The following is a 23,284-nucleotide window of genomic DNA, read 5'->3' as shown; positions in this document are numbered from 1 at the left end:
TCGGCGGCACGGTAGGGTCGACCCTATGCGAGTCCACGTCGCCGACCACCCGCTCATCACCCACAAGCTCTCGGTGCTCCGCGACCGTACGACGCCCTCCCCACGTTCCGCGCCCTCACCGAAGAGCTCGTGACGCTGCTGGCGTACGAGGCCACCCCGGAACGTGCGCGTCACCGCGACGCCGATCGACACCCCGGTGGCCCACACCATGGGCGTCTCGATCGCGAAGCCGCGTCCGCTCGTCGTGCCGATCCTCCGTGCCGGGCTCGGCATGCTCGAGGGCATGGTCAAGCTCGTCCCCACGGCCGAGGTCGGCTTCCTCGGGATGGCGCGCAACGAGGAGACCCTCGAGCCGCAGACCTACGCCGAGCGCCTGCCCGACGACCTCTCCGGCCGCCAGTGCTTCGTGCTCGACCTGATGCTCGCGACCGGCGGCACCCTCGCCGCGGCGATCGACTTCCTGTTCGCCCGCGGCGCCTGAAGGAGGTCACCTGCGTGTGCATCCTCGGTGCGCCCGAGGGCCTCGCGGTGGTCGAGCAGGCCGTCGGCGACCGCAGCTTGTGTCGATCGTCCTCGGGGCACTCGACGAGAAGCTCGACGAGAACGGGTACATCGTGCCGGGTCTCGGCGACGCCGGCGACCTGTACGGGCTCGCCGAAACGCGCAGACCCGCCACCTGACGGACTGAGCGCGGTGCCGGCTGGCGCCGCGCCTCAATCCGTCCCCCGCCGAGGCGCCCCTGGCGTACCTGGTGGAATCGGGCGTACCTGGCGAACCGGAGCGTACTCGGCAGAAACGGGCGTACTGGGTCCGTTCTTCCGACCAGTACGCCCTTCGACCTCCCATCGCAGGCGTGATGGGAAGGAACGAGCGTGCAGCGCGGAGTCCATGTCGTCCGCGCGGACCGCACCGTCCGCTCGGACGGTTGACACGACTTGGTATACCGCCGATACTCGTCCCATGGCTGCAACCGTGTCCACCGCGTCCTCTCCGAGCGTGCTCCTCCGCAGGGGCAGTGGGGACCGTCGGCGATGATGCCGGCCATGGCCGTCATGCGTTGTCGAATGTGTGCCTGATCAGCACTCGTTCCAGCCGGATCCCCGCGACACCACCCCGGTCGCGCGCGCGTGATCCCCGGATGACGACCTCGTCGACGACGCGCACCACGTCACGAGACTCGTCTCCCTTGCCCCCAGGTCCGCCCCGGTCCCCCAACCGGACCGCAGGGCACCACGGCGCTCGCCGTCCCCGGGTCGACGCATTTCGACACGGCCGCGGCCACCACATCGGGCCGCAGCCACATCGCCCGGAGAACCACCATGTCGCTCACCATCGCCCAGCCCCGTCCGACCTCCGCACCCCGCAGCGGCCACCGACCTCGGCACCGTGACGCCGATCCGCCCGCGTCGTCTGCCCGTCGCCCCGCCGTCGTCGAACGGCGTCCCGACCCGGTCGTCGCTCCGCAGCGGAACCGCGCACTCCCCGGGCACCGGGCCGCGGCTTCGCGCTCTGCGTCGGCATCGACGAGGCGAAGGCCGCGGCCGCCGGCACGCTCGCCGCGGTCGTCGAGCAGTTGAAGGCCCTCACCGCGCAACTCGTCCGACGTCGGAGACGTACGCCGCCGGCCGTCGCCTCCGAGGGCTCTGGTGGGCGCGACGTCGACGTGGTCCGCCTCGCGCACTGAGACCGTTCCGCCGTCGCGGCACACCAAGCAGGCCGAGAAGCCGAGCCCGAGGAGACCGAGGTCGTCATCGACATCTCGCGGAAGCGGTGACCCTCGACGGCGAAGGCCGCTCCCTGACCTTCAAGGAGTTCGAGCTCCTGCAGTTCCTCGTGCTCCGCGAGGGCCAGACGGTCGACCGCTCGGCGATCATCGACGGACTCTGGTCCGGCGGCGAGGACGAGACGCCGAACGAGCGCACCATCGACGTGCACGTCCGCCGGCTCCGCTCGAAGCTCGGCGCCTTCGAGAAGATCGTCCGGACCGTCCGCGGCATCGGCTACCAGTTCGACCGTCACGCCGACGTCGCCGTGCGCTACGCCTCCACGCCGTCGCCCGATCTCTTCTGACCCGCACGGCGAGCGCTTGGTATTCGCAGCGAACGGCGGTTACCCTCTGGCGCGCCGTTACCAGTTCATTATACAGTCGGTCGTGCAGTCGGTGTTTGCTGTGGCACCGGCTGTGAGTGTGATTGCAGGACACTCTTGGTGCAAGGAGAGGGCCGGTCGTCCCCGTGACGGCCGGCCCTCGTCATCCGCGGCCACTCCTCGTACCCCGATCCCGTGCTCCTCGCGGCCGGTGTCGTCGCCCGTCGGTAGTGTGGGATGACCGCACGACCGGAGGGCGCGACCGTGGACGGGCCCGTCGCACCGAGAAGGCGACCGCCGTGGCGGCCTGGGAAGCGCTCTTTCCGCGCACAGGTCACCGTGATGCAGGCGCTCAACGCCGACTTCCCCGCCGACGACATCTCCTTCAACGAGTACGACGTCTGCTTCAACCTGTCGACGCAGCCCGGTCGCCGCTGCCGCATGCGCGGCTGACCGACCACCTGCTCCTCACGCAGCCGAGCGTGAGCCGCCTCGTCGACCGTCTCACCACCCGCGGCATCGTCGAAAGCAGCCCGACCCGACGGACGCACGCGGGGTCATCGTCGCGCTCACGGCGCACAGGTTCGACGTCTACCGGTCCGTCGCCGTGCAGCACGCGCAGACGATCGCCGACCAGGTCGGTGCCGGGCTGGACGACTCGAACTCGGACCTCACCGAGCTCTGCACGAAGCTCACACAGCGGCCGCCGCGACGTCCCCGCGACGGGCCGAGGCACGTTCGGCGATCACCCCGGACCCGGCCACGGTGTGACCGGCGCACTCGTCTGGCTCCGCGAAGACCTGCGCATCGCCGACAACCCCGCGCTGCGAGGCCGGGATCGACCACGGCGGCGACCTCGCCGTGGTCGTCGTGCTCAACGAGGAGAGCACCGGCATCCGACCGCTCGGTGCGGCGAGTCGGTGGTGGCACCACTCGCTCACCGCGCTCGATGCCGAGCTGCGCGACCGCGGTTCCCGCCTGGTGCTCCGCCGCGGCCCCGCCGCCGACGTGGTCCACCGGCTCGTGGCCGAGACCGGCGCCGACGGGGTGTTCTGGAACCGGCGCTACGGCCGGGTGGAGCGCGACCTCGACGCGGGCATCAAGAGCGCGCTCACCGAGGCCGGCACCGAGGCCCACAGCTTCGCGGCGAACCTGCTCTGGGAACCGTGGACGGTGCTCACCGGTCAGGGCGAGCCGTACAAGGTCTTCACGCCGTTCTGGCGGGCAGCGCAGGCGATGCCCGAGCCCCGAGCACCCTCCGCCGAAACCGCGCGACCTGCCCCCGACGCCCGACGTGGCGTGTCCGACGACCTCGGCTACTGGGCGCTCCTTGCCGACCAAGAAACCGGACTGGGCCGGTGGTCTGCGCGAGGCGTGGGAGCCGGGCGAGGCCGGCGCGCACCGTCGGCTCGAGCACTTCGTCGACGGCGCGCTCGAGGACTACGACCAGCGCGACGAACCGGCGATGGCCGCCACCAGTGACCTCTCGCCGCACCTGCGCTGGGGCGAGGTGAGCCCGTACCAGGTGTGGCACCGCCTGCGGCCGGCTCGAACCCGAGCAGCGCCAGCAAGGCGCCGGCATTCCTCCGGCAGCTGGCCTGGCCGAAGGAGTTCAACTGGAACGAGTACTTCTACTGCGACGACATCGCCACGGTCAACGTCCGGCGCGAGTTCGACGCCTTCTCCGGCGGGGACGTCTCCGACGACGAGCTCGATCGGTGGCGCACCGGCACGACCGGCTTCGACCTCGTCGACGCCGGCATGCAGGAACTCTGGCACTCCGGCGCCATGCACAACCGCGTCCGCCTGGCCGCCCGCGAGCTTCCTGGTGAAGAACCTGCTCGTCGACTGGCGGATCGGCGAGCAGTGGTTCTGGGACACCCTGGTCGACGCCGACCCGGCCAACAACGCCGCGAACTGGCAGTGGGTCGCGGGGTCGAGTTCGACGCCGCACCGTACTTCGAGGTGTTCAACCCCGACCGACAGCTCGAGCGCTTCGACCCCGCGCCGCTGGCTACGTGCACCGGTGGGTGCCGTCCGGACGAGCCGGAGCGATGGTCGACCTCAGAGCGACGCGACAGCGGGCACTCGACGCCTACGACGAAGATGCGCCGGTCGTGACCGGGGCCGACGCGCAGGTCCTCACCGAGGTCGACGCCGTCTTCCGACTGCGGGTCGAACGCGGCACGGCGCCGAGCAGCGTGTGGGGCGTGTTCGACCGGACCGGCCTCGTCGCATCCGGCGGAAGCACGGCGACCGTGGAGACGGACGCGCTCCGGACGAAACACCGTCTACCGGATCGCGTCCTGCACCAAGAGCGGCTGACCGCCGCCACCCTGCTCGCCCTGGTGGCCGCCGGACGCGTCCACCTCGGCCGCGCCGTGACGGACTTCGTGCCGGCCTTCGCCGCGGTCGAGCTGCCCACCGCGGACTCTCCCCGTGCCGACCCTCCGGATGCTGCTGACCCTTGGCGCCGGGTTCCCCACCGACGACCCCTGGGCCGATCGGCAGGAATCGATCTCCGACGCCGAGCTCGACGCCGTGCTGCGTGCCGGGCTCCTGTTCGACTCCGTGCCGGGCACCCGGTTCGCGTACTCGAACCTCGGGTACGCGCTCCTCGGCCGCGTGATCGCCGCGGTAGGCGGAGCGCCCTACACCCAGGGTCGCAGCGGCCAGGGTCCTCCGCCCGCTCGGGCTCGACGACACGGTGTTCAGCGCGGCCGAGTCATACGGGTTCGTCGTGACCGGCGTCCGTCCGCACGCGGGCACCTGGGAACCGCTGCCGCTGACCGGTCCGGAGCGTTCTCGCCGATCGGCGGGCTCTTCTTCTCCACCGTGGCGGACCTGGCACGGTGGGGTCGGCACCTCGTCTCGGCGTTCGGAGCGGTCTCCCTGAACCAGGCCTCGGTCTCCCCGCGGACCGTTGGCCATGCAGCAGGCGATGCGCGTCGTGCCCCCGACGACCGTGCCGGGCGCCGCGCGCGCGACCGCGTACGGCTTCGGACTGTTCGTCGAGCAGGACCCGCGGTTCGGCGAGCTCGTGTCGCACTCCGGCGGGTACCCGGGCTTCTCCGCGCACATGCGGTGGTCCGTGCGGACGGCCTCGGAGTCGTGGCGTTCGAGAACGCCACGCAGGCGAAGACCGGCGGCCGCCGACGCCGCGCTCGACCTCGTCCTCACCGGCCGGACGACCGCACCGACCACCGCCGGACGGACGGCCACCACCGGCCGGACGGCCACCGCGACCAGGGCTGCGCAGCGGGCGGTGACGCAGCTGCTCGCCGGGTGGAACAGACGAGCTCGCCGGATGCGATCTGGCAATCGCCGAACGTCGCACAGGACGTGCCGTACGAACGTCGACGTCGCGCGATCGCCGAGGCGGTCCAGGCCGTCGGCGCGGACGTCACCGCTGCGCCGGAGGCCGAGCAGTCCTCCGCCCCGTCGCACCTCCGGTGGTGGCTGCCCGGTACCACCGGACGCCTGCGCGTCGAGATCCGGCTGGCCCCGCTGGCGGCCGGTCGCGTCCAGACCCTCACCGTCACCCCCGAGCCCGTCAGCCTGACGCCCGCGAACGGCGACCCCGACCGACGGCCCGTCGCACGGCTCCTAGACCGGCGGTCGCCCGCCGACAAAACCGAGCGCCCGTGCGGCGACACGGGTGCCCTCGCGGGCTGCCGCCCCGACCCGCACCGGGTCGGTCGCCCACGCTCGGAGGAAGCCCGCGGCGAACGCCGTCCCCGCACCGAGGGTGTCCACCACGGTCGCCGGCGTGACCAGCACCCGCTGCGGACTCCGCCCCCTCCGCCCGAGGAGCACGCCGTCGTGCGCCCGGGTCACGACCACGAGCGGGACCCGCTCGGTGAGGTGCCCGCACCGCGTCCGCGACGGTGTCGGCACCGGTCAGGGCGATCGCCTCGGCCTCGCTCGGGAAGAGCACGTCCACACCGGCGAGTGCCTCGACGAACTCGTCGGCCCCCACCAGGTCGTACCGGCCCGCGGTGGCGGACGGATCGAGCGACACCCGTGCTGCCCCGGTCCGTGCGCGTGCGACGGAAGGCGGCGATGCGGTCCGCACCGCCGCCGCCGAGCATCGCCGCTCCGGTGAGGTGCACGATGTCCGCGCGGTCGACGAGTTCGGCCGAGCACGTCGTCGGCGGTCAGCGCACCGCTCGCTGCGGGGTCGGACATCGCGGTCCTGCCGACGTCGTTCCGCACGGACACGACCCGCCCGTCGTGCTCCGCGCGTCGTAGCGGATGTGGGCACGGACCCCGGCGTCGCCGAGGTGTTGAGTGACCCTTCGTGTCGGTACACGTCGTCGACCCCGACGCGAGCGACGAGGTCGACCTCGGCGCCGAGCCACCCGAGCCAGGTGGGGCGTTGCCGGCCGCTCCGACCTGGACGGTGGCGGATGACGGCGGCCAGGTCGTGTGTCGCCCACGGTGGTGGCGGTGGTCTGCACGAGGACACCGTCCAGGACGTCGCCGACGACCAGGAAGCGCTTCCCTGCTCCCCGACGTCGCCCCGCGACCGTGCGTCCGGCACGGGTCGCCCCGGGACGTGACGGGGCGTCGGGCCGGCGCTCGGAGCGGAGTGGTCATCGGCCCCATCCTACGCGAACACGAGTAAATCTCCGGTTCATGACGACGTGGTGGCTCTTCCCGGGAACGACCGGTAATATACTCAACGATCGTATGTGAACGGTCGCGACCCACACCGACCCCACGGAGACGCCATGCCCAGGAAGCCCGACCCGACGCTGAAGCCGGCGATCATCGCGAAGGTGGCGCAGCACCTCCGGGACACCAAGCTCGAAGACGTCTCCGTCCGCAGCCTCGGCAGGGTGCTCGGCACCAGCGCCTACCCGATCGTCTACCACTTCGGCTCGCGCGACGCCCTGATCGACGCCGTCGTCGCGCACCTCGCCGACTCCGCGATGCCCCCGGCGCTCGACCCCGCCACCGATGCGCACGGACTCGCCGAGTACCTCGTCGCCGTGTTCGGCGGACTCGACGACCCGGAACGGGCACTCGCCGCGCGGCTCGCCTTCGAGCTCGGCGCAGTGGAGTCACTCGACGGCCGCGACCGTGAGCACGTGTTCCACCACGACCAGGTCGTCCTGATCGCAGCGTGGTGTCGCGAGCACGGTGCCGACCCCGACGAGGCCGACCGATCGGCACGCGACGCCGTCCTCTCCGCACGCGGGGCTCAGTGGGGCGCCATCGTGGACCACGAGCACAGCGACGTCGACGTCGAACTGCGCGCGCGATCGCGAGCGAGCCGCCGACGGAGCGGTGACGCCGGTCTACACCGACGCAATGGCCTGGCCGGCGCGCTGCGGTCTCGAACGAAACCCCGACGGACTGGAGGCGCGGTGCCAGCCGGCACCCGCGCCTCCAGTCCGTCAGACGGTCACCGAGGCGACCCGCCGACGCTCTGTCAGAGCGTGATGAAGCTCTGCGACTTCGCGTTCGCGAAGCGCGCGGCGACGTTCTCCCAGTCGACGATGTTCCACACGGCCTTGACGTAGTCCGCCTTGACGTTGAGGTAGTCGAGGTAGAAGGCGTGCTCCCACATGTCGAGCATGAAGATCGGCACGACACCGAGCGGCACGTTGGCCTTGCCAGTCGAACAGCTGGAACGTGGTGAGCTTCTGACCCACGGTGTCCCACGCGAGACGGACCAGCCGGAGCCCTGGATACCCGTGGCGACGGCGGTGAACTGGGCCTGGAACTTCTCGAACGAGCCGAAGAACTCGTCGATCGCGGCGGCGAGCTCGCCCTCCGGGACCTTCGTGTCCGGGCCGAGGTTGGTCCAGAAGACGAGGGCTTGATGACCGCCGAGGCTGAACGCGAGGTCCTTCTCGAGCTTGTTCACGGTGGCGAGGCTGCCGGACTCACGGGCCTCGGCGAGCTGCTCGATCGCGGTGTTCGCGCCGGTCACGTAGGTCTGGTGGTGCTTGTCGTAGTGCAGCTGCATGATCTTGCCGCTGATGTGCGGCTCGAGCGCGGCGTAGTCGTACGGCAGCTCCGGCAGGGCGTACTCAGCCATGTGAGTTCCTTTCGGATCAGTGGTGTGCGGATGGTGTCTGGCGGCTCACGAGAGCCGGGAACGATCGGTGAGGGAGGGAATTCCCGGTTGTGGTAGACCAGCGGCTCGCCCTGTTCGAGGCCGACGACGATGTCGAGGACCTCGGCGACGACGACGGTGGACGAGCTGATCGGCGTGGTCGACAGCGGTCGGTAGCGCAGCGCGCTCGCGGCGCTCGGCAGGTAGCGGTCCCCGGAGGGCAGCGTCCCCCAGATCGGGTCGTCGGCCGCCGGACTGCCGGTCGAGGCGAAGCGCTTCGCGAGGGCGACCCCGAGGGAGTCGACCAGGTGCACGACGAACAGCGGGGCGCCGAGCACGACGCCGGCGGACCCGGAGTTGGTGGACAGCGAGAACACGAGGACGGGCGGGTCGATCGCGACGCTCGCGACGTCCGAGGCGGTGAGACCGGTGGGGCCGTCCGGCCCTTCGGCGGTGATGACGGCGACGCCTGCGGGGTGTCCCCGGAAGGCGGCCTTGTACGCGTCCGCGATGGTCGCCGGTGCTTCGTCGGGCATGGGAGTCGTGGTCGTTCCTTCGGGGAGGGGAGGCCGCGGCTCCGCGGCCATGTCCCAACGTAGGACCTCAACCGTGGCTGAGGTCAACGATTCTCAGGTTCGACCGATCCCGGGCGCGCCGAGTGACCACGCGTGACGCGCCGGGAGTGGGCGCGGGCGTCGGGGCGGGGTGAGGGCGCGGGCGCTGGCGGGCGGGCGTCGAGGGAGCAGGAATCGGTCGTGGAGCGCACGAGAGCCCCCCGACGATTTGTGCTCCCTCAATGCGGCGGACGGGCGCGGGGCAGGCACGCGCGGGCGCGTGGCGCGGGGCCAGTGTCCGTCGAGGGAGCAGGAATCGTCGAGCGCACGAGAGCTCCCCGACGATTTGTGCTCCCTCAAGCGGCGAGCGAGCGCCCCATGCCCGCGCGTCAGCTGCTAAGAGCATGACGACCGCGCCGGCCGCCGCGACCACCATGAGGAGCGCCGCGACCCCGGCCGTCATCGTCACGCCCGAGCCGAACGCTACCCGCGCCGACTTTCGAGGAGCACCTGCCCCGCGGACCCGCCGAGCGAGTTCGCCGCGGACACCGCACCGCCGAGGGCCTCCTGCGCCGCCGTGTGCGCCGACGAGGACAACCCGCCCGGCACCACGACGTGCGCCCGGTAGGCGGTGGCGAGGATCGTGCCGAGGACGGCTGTTCCGAGCACCGCACCGATCTCGTACGCGGTCTCGGACATCGCCGACGCCGCGCCGGCCTTGTCCGCGGGGGCTGTCGAGATGATCAGGTCGTTCGTCACGGTCTCCCGACGCGCCGATCTCCTCGATGCCGAGCAGCACGAAGGCGAACGCGAGCGCCACGATCGAGGCGTGGTGGCCGAGCACGGCGACCATCGCGTAGGCCGCGGCCGAGAAGAGCAGGGCGACCGCGACGACCCAGCGCGGTGCGACCCGGCCGACGATCGGCACGACCACGAGCCCGGCGACGATGGTGAGCACCGGACCTGGGACGAGCACGATGCCGGACGTGAACGGGTCGAGCCCGGCGACGAGCTGCAGGTGCTGGGCGATGAAGAAGAACAGGAAGCCCGTCAACGAGAACATCGCCGCCATGTTCATCAGGACGCTGCCCAGTTGAAGGCGGTGCTGCGGGAACAGCCGGAGGTCGAGCATCGGCGTGCGCGAGCGGAGCTGCCGCCGCACGAACGCGATCCCGCCGAGCACGCCGACGGCGAGCATGGCGATCGCGAAGCCGCGCTCCTCCGGGTGCACGACCGACTTGATGGCCCACGCGATCGGCGCGAGCGTGCCGAGGGAGAGGAACATGCTCGGCACGTCGACCGGCCCGGGCATCGGGTCGCGGGACTCGGGGACGAAGAACGGCACGCCCACGAGCATGAGGACGAGGATCGGCACGGCGACCAGGAACACGGCGCCCCAGTGGAAGTGCGCGAGCAGGACGCCGCCGACGAGCGGCTCGAGGGCGCCGCCGGCCAGCGGAACAATCGCCGACCAGACGGCGAGCGCCATCCGCGCTGTTTCCCCCGCGTCGACGAAGACGTTGCGGATGATCGACAGCGTGGCCGGCATGAGCATCGCGCCGAAGACACCCATCGCGATGCGGGCGGCGACGAGCATCCAGGCGTCGGTCACGAACGCCGCGGCGACGGAGAACAGGGCGAAGCCGCTCGCGCCGATCACCAGGATCCGACGCCGACCGATGCGGTCGCCGATGCTGCCCATCACGACGAGGAGCCCGGCGAGGACGAGCGGGTAGGCGTCGACGATCCAGAGCTGCGTCGTGGCGTCCGGGTTGAGCGCGCGCGAGATCGACGGCAGCGCGAAGGCTCAGCACGGTGTTGTCCACCGAGATGAGCAGGACGGGCAGCATGAGGACGAAGAGCGCGGCGAACCGACTGGTGCGGCTGCCGGTGACGGGCGGTGGTGACGGGACCGGTGAGCAGTGCGGACACGGAAGGACTCCCGGGACTTCGAGCCGGACCAGGTCGACGGCGGTGGGCAGGACGAGACGGGACGCGGGGGCTGCACGCGTCCCGTCAGGACTCCGTTAGTATACCGTCGGACGGTGATGGTTGCAAATGCAACCAAGGGCGGACGGGAGGCGCGCGGTGCGGGGCCCGCACCGCGCTCTCCCGTCAGTCCCCTCGGGTCCCCGCCCAGGGCAGCCCTCGTCGTCAGGCCGACTCGCGCAGGAGCAGGCTGGGCCGGACGGTGCGCTGCACCGTCGCACCCTGCCGCGGCAGCTCACCGGCGAGCATGCCGAGGGCGAGGTCGAGCGCCTCGCGCGCGACGGCGTCGAGGTCGACCGCCAAGGTCGTGAGGGTCGGCGACACGAGCCCGCCGAGCGGCAGCCCGCTCGACCCCGACGACCCGGACCTCTACCGGGCACGTCCACGCCGGCACGGCGGCACGCCTGCAGCACACCGAGCGCCATCACGTCGTTGAAGGCGAGGATCAGTCGAGGCGTCGTCGTCCGAGGATCGCCGTCGTCTCCTCGGCGCCGCACTCCGCCGTGCCGTGCGGGGCGTGCACGAGCTCGGGCAGGTACCCGCGCCGCGCAGGGCGTCCATCAGCAGCACCCCACGGGCACTCGTGTGCTCGGGCGACGAGTTGTCGAGCACCACCGGGTGTCGCACCCCGGTCGCCACGAGGTGGTCGGCGAGGGTCTCGATCGCGTCGGCGGGGTCGATCCAGACCGCGGCGGTCGGCGGTCGGACGACGGTCGAGCTCGACCATCGGCACGCTGCCGAGGAGCTCGCTCCACCGGTGCCGCCGGGAGCCGAGGTAGCCGATCACCACGTCGGTCTGCGCACCGAGGCCTGGACCATCCGGTCGGCGTCGCTCGCCAGGTCGACGTCGGCGAGCATGACGTTCCACTCTGCTCGGCGGCGAGCCGGAACACCGCCGACGCGAGCTGCGGTGTGTACGGGTTCCGCAGGTCGTTGACGACGAGCCCGAGCTGGTGGTCGCCGCCGGTGACGAGCCCGCGGCCGAACCGCGACGGCCGGTAGTCGAGCCGTTCGGCCTCGGCGAGGACGCGCTGCTTGGTCGCGGCGCTGATGCCGGACATGCCGTTCATGGCGCGTGTGACGGTCTGCCGGGACACCCCGGCGGCCGCGGCGACGTCGATGATCGTCGCGCGGCCGCCGGGGTGCGGGCCGTCCGGGGGCGACCGGGTCAGTCGCGGAGGTCCAGCCATGCCACCTGTTCCGGAGTGAGGTCGACGGAGAGGCCGGTCATGGACGACCGGGCTTCCGCGATCGTACGCGGTCCGAACAGCGGGAAGGTCGGGAACGGCTGGTTCAGGACGTAGGCCAGGGCGATCGCCGTCGCCGGGACCCCGAACCGCTCGCCGAGCTCGCGCGCACGGCGGAGCCGCTCGAAGTTCTGGTCGCTGTAGTAGCAGCGCACGAGCTCGGCGTCGCTGGTGTCCTCCGGCGTCGCACGTCCCGTGAAGAACCCGCGTGCCTGCGACGACCACGGCAGGAGCTGGACCTGCCCGCTCCTCGAGCCACGCCTTCGACGCCGCGTCGGTGGCGTGCTCGCACCCCGGCCCACGGCACGTCGTACGCCTCGGCCAGACCGAAGTGGTTGCTGAGCACCTCGAACTCGTGCTTGCCGTTGGCCCGCGCGTAGGCGTTCGCCTCGTCGAAGCGCGCGGGCGTCCAGTTCGAGCCGCCGTACACGCGGATCCGCCCGGCACGGCGGTGCTCGTCGAGGACGTCGACGAACTCCCCCACCGGGATGTCCGGGTTGTCGCGGTGCATCATGTAGATGTCCGCGTAGTCGGTGCCCTGGCGCTCGAGGCTCCTCGAGCAGCTGCTTCGTGAGCGACTCCGGATCGCAGAACGGGGTGTGTGCGCCCTTCGTGATGACGACCACGTCCTCGCGGACGCCGCGGTTCTGGATCCACTTGCCGAGCCGACCCTCGAGCACGCCGCTACCGTAGATGTAACCGGTGTCGAAGACGTTGCCGCCCTGCTCGACGAACAGGTCGAAGATCGCGCTGGCGTGCGCGAGGTCGGGCTGGTTGTCGACGCCCATCACCAGGCGGGACAGCTGCTTGCCGACGCCGGGGATCTCGCCGTACCGCATGGGGTTGCCGTCCTGCACGCGGAGCGGCCGACCGCTCACGGTGGGGATGTCGGCGGACTCGGCCTCGAACGGGAAGCGGAGACCGATGGCGGCGCGCCACTTGTCGAGCGTGCGGGCCGTGGCGAGCGACTCGTCGAGTGTGTACTCGGGGACCTCGACCCGGCCGGCCGCGAGCGCCGCGGTGGTCGCGTCGGCCTCGCGCGCGTAGGGGTAGTTCGCCGGCGAAGGACAGCGTGCGCGGGTCCTCGTCGACGGTCCGGACCACGATCGTCGGGTCGTCGCCGAGCGTCCAGGGGTCGGCGAGCGTGACCGTCCCGCGCGTGCCGTGCACCCGGACGGCGTTGTCGTCCTGCACCCGGACGCCGGTGCGCACGTCCGCGGTGATGCCGTCGCGGTAGGTGAGGTGTGCGACCGTCCACTCGTCGACGCCGGTCGGGCCGAGGGTCCCGCGGGCCGTCAGTTCGGTCGGCTCGGCGACCGCGACGCCGGTGGCGGCCTGCACGATCGCGGCCGCCATCGTGACCGGGTACCCGCCGACGTCGAGGATCCCGCCGCCCGCGGTGTCGACGTCGAACAGCCGGCCGGACCGTTCGCCGGCGCGGAAGGCGAACGAGGCGTCGATGTGGGTGACCTCGCCGATCGCGCCGTCGCGGACGAGCTCGAGCAGCGCAGCGGTCTGCGGGTGGAAGCGGTACATGTACGCCTCGACGAGCGGCAGGCCGGCCTGGCGCGCGGCATCGGCGAGTGCCATCGACGTGCCGTGGTTCGGCGACAGGGGCTTCTCGCAGAGAACGGCCTTGCCCGCCTCGAGCGCGGCGAGGACGAGGGCGGCGTGCCCGGTGTGCACCGTCGAGACGTACACCGCGTGCACCCGGGGGTCTGCGAGCACCTGGTCGTAGGAACCGGCGACGACACCGGTGAAGCCGTGCTCCGCGGCCTCGTCGGCGAACGCCTGTGCCCGCTCCGGCGAGGAGCTGCCGGCGGCCACGAGGGTGGCGCCGACGGCGCTCGCGGGGAGCTGGGAGAGGAAGCGGCGAGCGATCCCGCCGGGGCCGAGGACCGCCCAGCCGGGGACGTCCTGCTGCACGTCCGTGCTGCTGCTGGCGGTGGTCGCGGTCTGCGCTGACATGCGGGTACCCATTCTCGTCGTGAACCTTCACGGTCACGACGACCGTACTGCCAGCGTGCCGGGCCTGCAACGGTGCAGGTGCTTGACACGGCGTGTCCACGGGAGGAGGCTCTGCACCACTTCGTGAGCGTTCACGGTCGAACGCTCCAGGTATCCCGATCTCAACGACGAGAGCAGGTACTCCGTGACAGCAGCACCATCGATCAGTCTCAGCCGGCGGGGTTCCTCGCCGGTGCGGGCGCCCTCGGCGCTCTCGCCTCCACGGCGCTCCTCGCCGGGTGTTCCACCGGCACCGCGATCTCGAAGGACCCGGACGAGCTCGTCCTCTGGTACTGGAACCGGTCGCTCGACCCGAAGTTCCTCCGGCAGGCCGCCGACGGCATCAGCGGCCACGGTTCGAAGCGACTCCGCCCCGACCTCATCGGCGGAGCGTCGTACGACACCAAGTTCCGGACGGCGCTGGCCGGCAATGCCTTCATCCCCGACGTCCTCATGGTGAACTCGAACTGCTGGCTCTACTTCCCCGACGAGGACCTCTTCACCGACTTCGACGACCACGGGGGCACGGCGAAGCGGGGTGAGTACTACGACTGGAAGACCGCGCTGGGCCGGACGCCGAGCGGCAGGCAGTGCTTCTGGCCGGTCGACACCGGACCGACCGGTTTCTTCTACCGGCAGGACGTCCTGGCGAAGGCCGGGCTGCCGACCGACCCGGACGAGGTCTCGGACGCCGTCTCGACCTGGGACGGATTCCGGTCGTTCGGCGCGAAGATCCGGAAGGGCGCGGACGCCGCCACCGTGATCACGGCGACGCAGCTGTTCAACCAGTACGTCTACGCGAGCCCCACGCGGTACTTCGACCGCGACGACCGCCCGGTGTTCGAGCGGCACGACAGCTCGATCCGGCAGGCGTGGGAGAACGCCGTCGCCTGTGTCCGGTCCGGGCTGACCGGCAACCTGGTCAGTCGGGCACCGACCAGAACGCCGGGTGGGTGTCCGGCCGGGTCGCCGGCCAGATCGAGGGCGCGTGGTGGACGCAGATCATCCACGACACCGCGCCCGACGCCGCCGGTCAGTGGCGGATCGCACGGCAGCCGGAGCGGCCGGGCAACAGCGGCGGCTCGTTCCTCGCCGTCCCGAAGACGTCGAAGGACCCCGCTGCCGCCACCGCCTTCGCGCAGTGGATCACCTCGCCCGAGGTCCAGTCGCACACGTACAACGACATCCAGCTGTTCCACGTCGACACCGGCGTCGTTCGCGAACGGGATCATGCGGAAGCCCGGCGACTACTTCGGCGACCAGGACCCCCTGGCGTTCTTCAACGCCTCGGCGATGGACGTCCCGGTGACGTACATCTCGAACTCCGAGCGGTTCGTCGGAGCCTTCGCCACCGAGATCACGAACGTCGAAGCCGGCGGGAAGGACCCCGACCGGGCATGGCAGGACGCCGTCGACCAGACCAACCGGGTCCTCGAGAAGCGCGGGGTGGCGGCATGAGCACCAAGCAGGCTCCCCCGACGACGAGCATCCCCGCCGTGGTCGGCACACCGACCTCGTCGATCACCACCGCCGCGACCGGCAAGCGGTTCGGGCTCCGACGGTTCTGGCCGCAGTACGTCGCGATCGCGCCGTTCTACGTCCTCTTCCTGGTGTTCGGGCTGTTCCCGATCGTGTTCTCGATCGTGCTGTCGTTCACCGACTGGGACGGCGTCGGGTCCCCCGCGTTCGTCGGTATCGCGCAGTACCAGTACCTCCTCGGCGACCCGCGGTTGCGGAACGCCGTCGGCAACACCTTCCTGATCTGGATCATGTCGACGATCCCGATGCTGTTCCTCGCACTCGTGCTCGCGTTCCTGCTGCACGGCAACATCCGGGCGAAGGGCTTCTACCGCGTCGCGTTCTTCGTGCCGAACGTCACGAGCATGGTGGCGATGGCCATCGTGTTCGGATCGGTGTTCTCCGACGGCTTCGGTCTGGTGAACGCGGCACTGCGGGCACTCGGAGCGGATCCGGTCGGCTGGCTGTCGTCGTACTGGGGCATCAAGATCACGATCTCGGTGATGGTGATCTGGCGCTGGACCGGGTACAACGCGATCATCTACCTCGCCGGGCTGCAGTCGATCTCGACCGAGCTGTACGACGCCGCGAAGGTCGACGGCGCGAACGCGTGGCAGATCTTCTCGCGGATCACCGTGCCGCTCCTCCGCCCCGTGATCCTCTTCACCCTCATCACGTCGACGATCGGTGGGCTCGGACTCTTCACCGAGCCGCAGATCCTGTTCAACGGGCAGGCGGTGGGCGGCCCCGACGAGGCCGGCATGACGATCGTGCTCTACCAGTACGAGCAGGCGTTCAACCAGTTCGACTTCGGCTACGGGTCGGCGATCGCCTGGGTGCTGTTCATCTTCTCGGTGGTGTTCGCCATCATCAACTGGCGCCTGCTCAGTGAGCGCGACGGCCTGAAGACGCCGCGACGCCTCCGGGCCCCGCGCACCACCCGCACCAGCGCGAAGGGGGTCGACGCATGACCACGACACCGACCACGACGACCACGAACACCGCAGCCGCCCTCGGACGTCCGGGCGCCGCGGGCGACGACCGCGGCCACGGGTTCCGCCGCGGGTGGCTCGGCACCGCCGTCACGCACCTCTGCCTGATCGTCGGGGTGCTGCTGTCGATCTTCCCCTTCTACTGGCTGCTCGTGATGTCGACCTCGACCAACGCGGAGATCTTCGGCTACCCGCCGTCGCTCTGGTTCGGCGACAACGCGCTCGCCAACGTCGCCTCGGTGTTCAGCAACGTCGACATGCTGCGGGCGCTCCTCAACACCGTCGTCGTCGCGGGCAGCACCGCCGTCCTCGTGATGCTGTTCGACTCGCTCGCCGCGTTCGCGTTCGCCAAGTACGAGTTCCCGTTCAAGCGGTCCCTCTTCACCGTGATGCTCGCCACGTTCCTCGTCCCCGGCAGCCTGTCCCTGGTGCCGAGCTTCGTGCTCATGGCGAACCTGGGGTGGATCGGCGGCCTGCAGGCGCTCATCGTGCCGGGAGCGGCGAACGCCTTCGGCATCTTCCTGCTCCGGCAGTTCGCGACGGGGTCGATCCCGAACGAGGTGATCGACTCCGCCAGGGTCGACGGCGCCGGGTTCTTCCGCACCTGGTGGTCGATCGCGGTGCCGATGCTCCGCGGCGGGCTCGCGTTCCTCGGCATCTTCACGTTCATCACCGCCTGGAACGACTACGTCTGGCCGCTCATCGTGCTCATCGACCCGAAGGGCCAGACGCTCCAGGTCGCCCTCGCCGGGCTGAGCTCGGTGAACGCGACCGACCTCGGCGCCGTGATGGCCGGCGCAGTGATCAGCGTCTTCCCACTGATCGGCGTCTTCATCATCGGGTCGCGGCACTTCATCGCGAACATCGCCGCCGGTGCACTGAAGGGCTGACCGTGGACCGTGGGGCGGCGCGGCCGCCGCGTCGCCGCCCACGGCGCCGGAGCACTGCACGACTCCTAGACTCGTGCCCATGGCAAGCGCCCGCGATCGTGTTCTGGACAGCTTCGTCGCCATCGTGTGCGAGGAAGGAGAGCGTCCGGCGACCCTCGACGCCGTCGCCGCTCGTGCCGGGGTCTCGAAGGGCGGACTGCTCTACCACTTCGGCTCGAAGGCCGCCCTGGTCGAAGGCTCTGCGAGCGTCTCTCCGACCTCTCCGCGATGAACGTCGACCGGATGCGGGACGCCGAGGACGGCGCCGCGCGGTACTTCGTGCGGAACTGCCTGTTCGTGGGCAGCGAGCTCGACCTCGCCCTCCTCGCCGCGAGCCGCCTGCAGCAGGCCGGCTACGAAGAGGCGGGTCGGACCCTCGACGAGACCGAGAACGGCTGGCTCACCACGCTCGTCGACGCGCTCGGGGACGAACCCACCGCCCAGGCCGTGAAACTGCTCGGCGACGGGCTGTACCACCAGGCATCCCTGGGGGCCGCGAGCGACGTCCGGCCGAACCGCAGCACCGTCGACATGGAGGCCCTGCTCGGCGTCGTCGACCGCCTCATCGCGACCAGGCCCGGTGCGCAAACCGACACCGACCCCGCTGGGGATAGACTGGCTACGATCCACCCGCCTGACTTCCGGAGGTACCACCGTGGGCCGCGTCATCGCCGCTGTTTTCTCGATCCTGCTGCTGCTGGTGTCGATGTACCTGTTCGGCTTCGCGTTCCAGGTGGAGTCCGGTCAGGCCTTCATCTTCATGGGCGGCCTCCTGCTCATGTCGCTCTCCCTTCTTCCTGCCGATCCACGTGTTCGGCAAGCGGTAACCTACACCGCACGCAGAACGGCCCCCGCACCTGCAGAGGTGCGGGGCCGTTCTGCGTTCGGCGGCGGGACCGGCCCGTGCCGAACCACGAATCCGACATCGAACCGACCACGGGGCCCGGTTCGATGTCGGATTCGTGGTGTGATCCGCGGCGTCCGCGCTAGGCCAGCACGCGCAGCTTCCGCAGCGTGACCGCCGTGGAGACGGCGGCGTGCACGGCCTCGGCGCCCTTGTCCTCCTTGGAGTCCGGCAGCCCGGCGCGGTCGAGCCCCTGCTGCTCGTCATCCAGGGTGAGCACGCCGAACCCGACGGGCTTGCCGGTTTCGATCGCCACGCGGGTCAGGCCGCTGGTGGCCGCGTCCGACACGTACTCGAAGTGCGGGGTGCCGCCGCGGATGATCACGCCGAGCGCGACCGCCGCGTCGAAGCCGGACTCGAGCGCGGTCTTCGCGACGACCGGCAGCTCGAAGCTGCCCGGGACCGGGATGACCTCGCCGGTGGCCCCGAGGCGCTCGACCTCGCGCTGCGCTCCGGCGAGCAGCCCGCCGGCGATGGCCTCGTGCCACTGCCTGGCGACGATCGCCACCCGGATCCCGCTGCCGTCGACGTGGTCGCGGTCCGCCGCGCCTGCTCCGCTCATCGTGTCGTTCTTCCGTGGGCACGGCCTCGGCCGTCGCCCGGTCTGCCGCGTCGAGCCACTCGACGAGTGCGGCGATGGTGATGACCGGCACGCCGGCGCGTGCCCCGAGTGCGAGGAGTCCCGGCAGGCGCATCATGCCGCCGTCCTCGTCGACGATCTCGCAGATCGCCGCGGCGGGCCGGAGCCCGGCTGCGGTGACGAGGTCGATCGCGGCTTCGGTGTGGCCCGCGCGTTCGCGGACCCCGCCCGGTCGCGCACGCAGGGGCACGACGTGTCCGGGGCGGTGCAGGTCGTCGCGGACCGAGGTGGGGTCGGCGAGGACCCGCAGCGTGCGGGACCGGTCGTGGGCGGCGATGCCGGTGGTCACACCGACGGCGGCGTCGACGGTCACCGTGTAGGCGGTCCCGCGCACGTCCTCGTTGTGCGCCACCATCGGCGGCAGGTCGAGTGCGTCGGCGATCTCGGCGCTGACCGGGGCGCAGATGAACCCGGACGAGTGGGCGACGGTCCAGGCGATCCACTCCGGGGTGGCGAGTTCCGCGGCGAGGATGACGTCCCCCTTCGTTCTCGCGGTGCTCGTCGTCCGCGACGATCACCGGTCGGCCGGCGGCGATGGCGGCGACCGCCTCGTCGATGCCGGACAGCGCGAGCACGTCGGTCGGGGCGGGTACGTCGGCGGCGTCCGTGCTTCGGCGACCACTACCGCGCCTCCAGACCGACCGGCGCAGGCGCCGCGGTCGACCCGACGGCCGCACCCGACCCCGCCGGCAAGGACTGCACGGCGGCGTCGAGCCGCAGCATCCGCCGGACGTGCCGCGCCAGCACGTCGGTCTCGACGTTCACCCGGTCCCCCGGCTTCCGCGCGCCGAGGGTGGTCGCGGCGAGGGTCTCGGGGATCAGGCTCACCTCGAACCAGGCGGCATCCGGAGGGTGTCCTCCGCGGAGACGGCACTGACCGTGAGGGAGACGCCGTCGAGCGACGATCGAGCCCTTGTCGACGACGAGCGGGCTGAGGTCGGGCGCGAGCGAGAACCGCACGCGGCGCCACCCGTCGCCGTCCGACGTCTCGAGCACGGACGCCGTGCCGTCCACGTGCCCCTGCACGATGTGGCCGCCGAGGCGGTCCCCGACCGAGGCCGCACGCTCGAGGTTGAGCCGGTCGCCGACGGCCAGGGTGCCGTGCGCGCTCATGTCGAGCGTCTGCTTCATGACGAAGGCGGTGAAGGTCTCGGGGGTCTGCTCGACCACGGTCAGGCAGACGCCGCTCGTGGCGATGGAGTCGCCGTGCTGTGCGTCCGCGACCACGAGCGGGCCGTGGACGGTGAGCGCGACGGAGTCGCCGTGCTCCTCGACGGCGGTGACGGTGCCGAGTTCCTCGATGATGCCGGTGAACACTGGTGTCCTCTCAACGGGACTCCGGGGCGTTCGACGATCGTCGGCATCGACGGACGGGTCGCGCCACCGCACGGTGGACGTCCTGTCCGCCAGCGCGCCTCCCATCCGGACTCTCACCGTCGGTCCCGGAGTTTCACCAGGTCAACCTCTGCCGGGTTCGCACCCGTCATCAGTTCGTGGACTGTCACCACCGGTTCGGAATTACACCGACCCCGGAGCGCTTGCGTAGTCGAACGATACCCCAGACGCACGACGGTCGCGTTCCGCCACCTGCGCGGACGTAACGGGGCGTCGCCGTCCCGACGGCGGCTCGCGACGTGCGTGCCGACTGCCGGGAGGCGCGGGGCGGGGCCCGCACCGCGCCTCCCGTCAGCCGCGCCCCCGCGCCAGGGCGACCACCTGCCGGAGCGACAGGTCCGGCAGGTACGCGCGGACCACTGCGATCCCGATCGCCGGGAGCGCGACCGGGTCCGGGTAGGCGAGCACCAGCGGGTGCAGCTCGGGGCCGAACTTCAGCTTGAACTTCAGCAGCGACCGGAAGCCGTACACGGGCTCGAGCACCCCGCCGACCAGGTCGAGCAGGTCCTGCACGCCCTCGTTCGCCGGCGCGGTGTCCGACGCCCGCGCGAGCGGTGCGGCGGACAGGCTGAGGCGTTCGACGCCGTCCTCGCGCATCCGGCCGGCGGCGCTCGCGACCAGGAACTCCATCACCCCGTTCGGCGCGGCACCGGTCCGGCGCATGACGTCGAGCGTCCACCCGACGACGCGCTCCTCGCGGTGACTCGGCAGCCAGCTCGTGACCGCGAGCACGGTGCCCGCCTGGTCCTGCGCGACGAGGGTGCGGACCGCCGGGTCCCGCATCTCGTCGACGCCGCCGAGGGTGAAGCCCATCTCGGGCAGCTCGCGTTCGGCGACCCACTCCTCCGAGATCGCCTCGATCTGCCGGGTCGTCGAGCTCGGCAGCTGTTGCCACGACGACCAGGTCGCCGTGATGCCCTCGCGCTTCGCCTTGTTCACCGAGGTCCGGACGTCCTGCTTCTTCTTGCCGCTCGTCGTCCACGTGCGCGGGTCGAGGTCGGCGTCCTCGGCGACGGGCAGCGTGCTCCAGCCCTGCTCCGTGAGGGAGCCGGCGGCCTCGACGCCGATGCCGTAGAACACCGCCGTCCAGCCGTTGTCGTCGCACCAGCGGGCGAAGGCGGTCATCGCGTCGGCGCGGGCGTCCGGCCAGCCGAACGGGCCGCCGACCGTCACCGCGACGCGGCCGTTGCGGGCGGAACGCGACCGCCGAACGACCGTCCTCGGCGAACCAGTACGCGTTGCCGTGCTACGTCGTCATCCAGCCGAACGCGTCGCCGCCACCGGCCTCGAGCAGGGCGCGGGCACGGTCACGGTCGTGCCGGGTGCCGTCCGGGTCGGCGTCGGGCCTCGGACGGCGCCGGTGGGCCGCACGGACGCCAGGGCGATGACGAACCAGAGCACCGGTCCGGCCAGGCCGAGGACCACGCGCAGCATCGGGTGCAGCGACGGCAGGCGGTCCCAGAACGTGACCGGGGAGAGCGGACCGAGGGCGGCGACGGCGAGCCGGAGCGGGTCCTCGACGTGCTGGGGTGCGGACGCCGCGGTCACCAGCACGACCGCGACGATGACGACCAGGGCGGACCCGACCGTCACCGCGAAGGTGACCACGCGACGGCGCGAGGACAGCACCGTGAAGGACCGGCGGAGGACCACCAGCACGACGGCGGTCGCCAGGGGGACGATGATCGAGGCGGCGATCGACACGTCGACGATGAACTGGTCCTCGGTGCCGTGCAGCTGCTCGACCCGGCCGGGGACGGCGCCGTAGGTGATCGCCGCGGCCGCGGCGGTGACGACGTCCACCACGACGACGAGCCACACGGCGAACCGGCTGCCGCGGAACAGCCCGAGCCCCGCGACGACGAGGACGAGGAGCGGGGCTGCCGCCAGCACCACCGTCCAGGGGTCGGTCGCGCGGTAGGCCATGAGGGCCCGCAGGCACTCCCCCGCGATGCCGTCGGCACGGCAGCCGTGCACCGGGGTCACCGGTCCGGCCCCGACCACGGCGGCGAGCGGCGCGAGGATCCCGACCCGGGCGCGGGACACCAGGGCGATGACCGGGCCGACCGCCGACACGAGCACCACGGTGCCGAGCAGGACCCGGGTCTCACGGTGCGAGCCTGCCGCAGCCAGCCGTTCCGCTTCGGGGTCCGGCGGAGCAGTTCACCGAGCAGCCAACCGGCGCCGGCTGCCAGCACGGCGTAGAGGTCCGAGGCGTGTCCGGCGTAGAGCAGCAGTGCGGCCACCACGGCGAGCGCGTTCACCCGGATCCGGCGACGCCACAGCGGACCGGCGAAGGCGCTCGCGGTGACGATCGTGCCCACGATGGCGGTCCACGGGTCGAAGCTCGTCGCCCGCCCGAGGAGCAGCGGCCCGACGTCACGTCCGTCCGAGTCGACGAAGGCGCTGAACGCCCCGATGCCGGTGCCGACGACGGTCGTCAGGACGAACGCGACCGCCGTCCGCCACGAGCCCATCAGGCGTTCGGCGGCACCGACGAGCACGACCACGCCGGCCAGGGTGAGCAGGATCGCGATGACGCCGGTCGACGCGGCGAACACCCGGAACGGGCCGTAGGAGACCGGGCCGGTGCCGTGCACCACGCGGAGGACGACGGCGGTCGCCGAGGTGGCGAGCACCAGGACGAGGATCGCGGTCGTGACCGGGCGCCTCCGGACCGTGCGCGAGACGGTCCGCCAGGCGCTCCGCCAGCGGGTCGCCGCCGGTCCGGACTCCCTCGTGCCCGGGTCGGTCTGGGTCACAGCGATCCCTTCGTCGCCGGCAGCCCGAGGTGCGCGATGACCGCCGGGAGGCCGTGGGACAGAACGTAGCGCACGGTGTTCCAGTCGTGGGCGGACCCCGGCGACACGATGAGCGACGTCTGCATCCCGACCCGTTCGGCGACCGCTCGAGCGCGTCCGTCGACGCGTGGTAGGGCGCGTCGTCCTGGCCGT

At 71.5% G+C, this 23,284-nt stretch carries 19 protein-coding genes, 11 pseudogenes and 1 riboswitch; of the genes and pseudogenes, 14 read left to right on the top strand and 16 right to left on the bottom strand.

Annotation, left to right across the window (positions count from 1 at the left end; genetic code table 11):
- Positions 1-25 precede the first annotated feature (25 nt).
- The 7 genes and pseudogenes from upp (at position 26) to ACZ8AI_RS09795 (ending at position 7,616) form a co-directional block, all read left to right on the top strand.
- Positions 26-680, top strand: a pseudogene (gene upp, locus ACZ8AI_RS09825) (uracil phosphoribosyltransferase).
- 706 nt (positions 681-1,386) lie between these two features.
- Positions 1,387-2,070, top strand: coding sequence for a winged helix-turn-helix domain-containing protein (locus tag ACZ8AI_RS09820; RefSeq protein WP_464858083.1), 684 nt, complete (start codon positions 1,387-1,389; stop codon positions 2,068-2,070).
- A 255-nt stretch (positions 2,071-2,325) separates the two neighbouring features.
- Positions 2,326-2,541 (top strand): hypothetical protein, encoded by a 216-nt coding sequence (locus ACZ8AI_RS09815; RefSeq protein WP_464858082.1) that lies wholly within the window; start codon positions 2,326-2,328, stop codon positions 2,539-2,541.
- Between the two features lie 314 nt (positions 2,542-2,855).
- Positions 2,856-4,193: pseudogene (locus tag ACZ8AI_RS09810) on the top strand (cryptochrome/photolyase family protein); the annotation flags it as partial.
- A 349-nt stretch (positions 4,194-4,542) separates the two neighbouring features.
- Positions 4,543-6,339, top strand: coding sequence for a serine hydrolase (locus ACZ8AI_RS09805; RefSeq protein ID WP_464858081.1), 1,797 nt, complete (start codon positions 4,543-4,545; stop codon positions 6,337-6,339).
- Positions 6,340-6,497: 158 nt separating this feature from the next.
- Positions 6,498-6,650, top strand: a complete 153-nt coding sequence (locus ACZ8AI_RS09800) for a hypothetical protein (protein ID WP_464858080.1) — start codon at positions 6,498-6,500, stop codon at positions 6,648-6,650.
- A 171-nt stretch (positions 6,651-6,821) separates the two neighbouring features.
- Positions 6,822-7,616, top strand: coding sequence for a TetR/AcrR family transcriptional regulator (locus ACZ8AI_RS09795; RefSeq protein ID WP_464858079.1), 795 nt, complete (start codon positions 6,822-6,824; stop codon positions 7,614-7,616).
- Here the strand turns inward: ACZ8AI_RS09795 and ACZ8AI_RS09790 are convergent.
- The 4 genes and pseudogenes from ACZ8AI_RS09790 to ACZ8AI_RS09775 form a co-directional block, all read right to left on the bottom strand.
- Positions 7,526-8,137 (bottom strand): superoxide dismutase, encoded by a 612-nt coding sequence (locus tag ACZ8AI_RS09790; protein ID WP_464858078.1) that lies wholly within the window; start codon positions 8,135-8,137, stop codon positions 7,526-7,528. The genes ACZ8AI_RS09795 and ACZ8AI_RS09790 overlap by 91 nt on opposite strands.
- A complete protein-coding gene (locus tag ACZ8AI_RS09785; protein ID WP_464858077.1) occupies positions 8,026-8,691 on the bottom strand; it encodes a flavin reductase family protein in 666 nt (221 codons plus the stop codon). Before ACZ8AI_RS09785 ends, ACZ8AI_RS09790 begins: the two co-directional genes overlap by 112 nt.
- A gap of 418 nt (positions 8,692-9,109) precedes the next feature.
- Positions 9,110-10,673 (bottom strand): annotated as a pseudogene (locus tag ACZ8AI_RS09780) (MFS transporter); the annotation flags it as partial.
- Positions 10,674-10,863: 190 nt separating this feature from the next.
- On the bottom strand, positions 10,864-11,001 hold the full coding sequence (locus ACZ8AI_RS09775; protein WP_464858075.1) for a hypothetical protein: 138 nt from the start codon (positions 10,999-11,001) through the stop codon (positions 10,864-10,866).
- Between the two features lie 4 nt (positions 11,002-11,005).
- Here ACZ8AI_RS09775 and ACZ8AI_RS09770 point away from each other — a divergent pair, with 4 nt between their 5' ends.
- The gene (locus tag ACZ8AI_RS09770; RefSeq protein WP_464858073.1) at positions 11,006-11,134 is read left to right on the top strand and encodes a hypothetical protein; all 129 of its coding nucleotides are present in this window, start codon (positions 11,006-11,008) and stop codon (positions 11,132-11,134) included.
- Between the two features lie 124 nt (positions 11,135-11,258).
- Here ACZ8AI_RS09770 and ACZ8AI_RS09765 read toward each other — a convergent pair whose 3' ends face one another.
- From ACZ8AI_RS09765 to ACZ8AI_RS09745, 5 genes and pseudogenes are all read right to left on the bottom strand, one after another.
- Entirely contained in the window at positions 11,259-11,888 is a 630-nt protein-coding gene (locus ACZ8AI_RS09765; RefSeq protein WP_464858072.1) for a LacI family DNA-binding transcriptional regulator, read from the bottom strand.
- A pseudogene (locus ACZ8AI_RS09760) lies at positions 11,867-12,124 on the bottom strand (aldo/keto reductase); the annotation flags it as partial. The pseudogene ACZ8AI_RS09760 and the gene ACZ8AI_RS09765, both read right to left, overlap by 22 nt.
- A 209-nt stretch (positions 12,125-12,333) precedes the next feature.
- Positions 12,334-12,531 (bottom strand): annotated as a pseudogene (locus tag ACZ8AI_RS09755) (aldo/keto reductase); the annotation flags it as partial.
- A gap of 76 nt (positions 12,532-12,607) precedes the next feature.
- A pseudogene (locus tag ACZ8AI_RS09750) lies at positions 12,608-12,733 on the bottom strand (hypothetical protein); the annotation flags it as partial.
- 418 nt (positions 12,734-13,151) lie between these two features.
- A pseudogene (locus ACZ8AI_RS09745) lies at positions 13,152-13,913 on the bottom strand (Gfo/Idh/MocA family protein); the annotation flags it as partial.
- A 72-nt stretch (positions 13,914-13,985) separates the two neighbouring features.
- On the opposite strand from ACZ8AI_RS09745, the pseudogene ACZ8AI_RS09740 reads away from it, so the two are divergent.
- The 6 genes and pseudogenes from ACZ8AI_RS09740 to ACZ8AI_RS09715 all read left to right on the top strand — a co-directional run.
- Positions 13,986-14,789 (top strand): annotated as a pseudogene (locus ACZ8AI_RS09740) (extracellular solute-binding protein); the annotation flags it as partial.
- Between the two features lie 35 nt (positions 14,790-14,824).
- Positions 14,825-15,106, top strand: a pseudogene (locus ACZ8AI_RS09735) (extracellular solute-binding protein); the annotation flags it as partial.
- A gap of 300 nt (positions 15,107-15,406) precedes the next feature.
- Positions 15,407-16,441 carry a carbohydrate ABC transporter permease gene (locus ACZ8AI_RS09730; RefSeq protein ID WP_464858153.1) on the top strand — a complete coding sequence of 345 codons (1,035 nt, stop codon included), beginning with the start codon at positions 15,407-15,409 and terminating at the stop codon, positions 16,439-16,441.
- On the top strand, positions 16,438-17,352 hold the full coding sequence (locus tag ACZ8AI_RS09725) for a carbohydrate ABC transporter permease (RefSeq protein ID WP_464858070.1): 915 nt from the start codon (positions 16,438-16,440) through the stop codon (positions 17,350-17,352). The genes ACZ8AI_RS09730 and ACZ8AI_RS09725 overlap by 4 nt, the downstream gene beginning before the upstream one ends.
- A gap of 79 nt (positions 17,353-17,431) precedes the next feature.
- Positions 17,432-17,623 carry a TetR/AcrR family transcriptional regulator gene (locus ACZ8AI_RS09720; protein ID WP_464858069.1) on the top strand — a complete coding sequence of 64 codons (192 nt, stop codon included), beginning with the start codon at positions 17,432-17,434 and terminating at the stop codon, positions 17,621-17,623.
- Positions 17,620-18,381, top strand: a complete 762-nt coding sequence (locus ACZ8AI_RS09715) for a hypothetical protein (RefSeq protein ID WP_464858068.1) — start codon at positions 17,620-17,622, stop codon at positions 18,379-18,381. The genes ACZ8AI_RS09720 and ACZ8AI_RS09715 overlap by 4 nt, the downstream gene beginning before the upstream one ends.
- Here the strand turns inward: ACZ8AI_RS09715 and ribH are convergent.
- From ribH to ACZ8AI_RS09680, 7 genes and pseudogenes are all read right to left on the bottom strand, one after another.
- Entirely contained in the window at positions 18,378-18,857 is a 480-nt protein-coding gene (gene ribH / locus ACZ8AI_RS09710) for a 6,7-dimethyl-8-ribityllumazine synthase (RefSeq protein ID WP_464858067.1), read from the bottom strand. The two genes, ACZ8AI_RS09715 and ribH, sit on opposite strands and share 4 nt — an antisense overlap.
- Positions 18,858-18,879: 22 nt before the next feature.
- Positions 18,880-19,510 (bottom strand): annotated as a pseudogene (ribB, locus tag ACZ8AI_RS09705) (3,4-dihydroxy-2-butanone-4-phosphate synthase); the annotation flags it as partial.
- A 46-nt stretch (positions 19,511-19,556) separates the two neighbouring features.
- Positions 19,557-20,252 carry a riboflavin synthase gene (locus ACZ8AI_RS09700; RefSeq protein ID WP_464858066.1) on the bottom strand — a complete coding sequence of 232 codons (696 nt, stop codon included), beginning with the start codon at positions 20,250-20,252 and terminating at the stop codon, positions 19,557-19,559.
- Between the two features lie 89 nt (positions 20,253-20,341).
- A riboswitch (FMN riboswitch) is annotated at positions 20,342-20,476 on the bottom strand.
- Positions 20,477-20,621: 145 nt separating this feature from the next.
- Positions 20,622-21,509: pseudogene (locus ACZ8AI_RS09695) on the bottom strand (bifunctional lysylphosphatidylglycerol flippase/synthetase MprF); the annotation flags it as partial.
- Positions 21,510-21,584: 75 nt separating this feature from the next.
- The gene (locus ACZ8AI_RS09690) at positions 21,585-22,406 is read right to left on the bottom strand and encodes a hypothetical protein (RefSeq protein ID WP_464858065.1); all 822 of its coding nucleotides are present in this window, start codon (positions 22,404-22,406) and stop codon (positions 21,585-21,587) included.
- Positions 22,313-23,092 carry a hypothetical protein gene (locus ACZ8AI_RS09685; protein ID WP_464858064.1) on the bottom strand — a complete coding sequence of 260 codons (780 nt, stop codon included), beginning with the start codon at positions 23,090-23,092 and terminating at the stop codon, positions 22,313-22,315. Before ACZ8AI_RS09685 ends, ACZ8AI_RS09690 begins: the two co-directional genes overlap by 94 nt.
- Positions 23,089-23,217, bottom strand: a complete 129-nt coding sequence (locus ACZ8AI_RS09680) for a hypothetical protein (protein ID WP_464858063.1) — start codon at positions 23,215-23,217, stop codon at positions 23,089-23,091. The genes ACZ8AI_RS09685 and ACZ8AI_RS09680 overlap by 4 nt, the downstream gene beginning before the upstream one ends.
- Between the last annotated feature and the right edge of the window lie 67 nt (positions 23,218-23,284).

Source organism: Curtobacterium sp. AC273, assembly GCF_979253735.1.
Note: the sequence above shows the minus strand (reverse complement) of the source record. Positions and strands in the feature narration are given on the sequence as shown.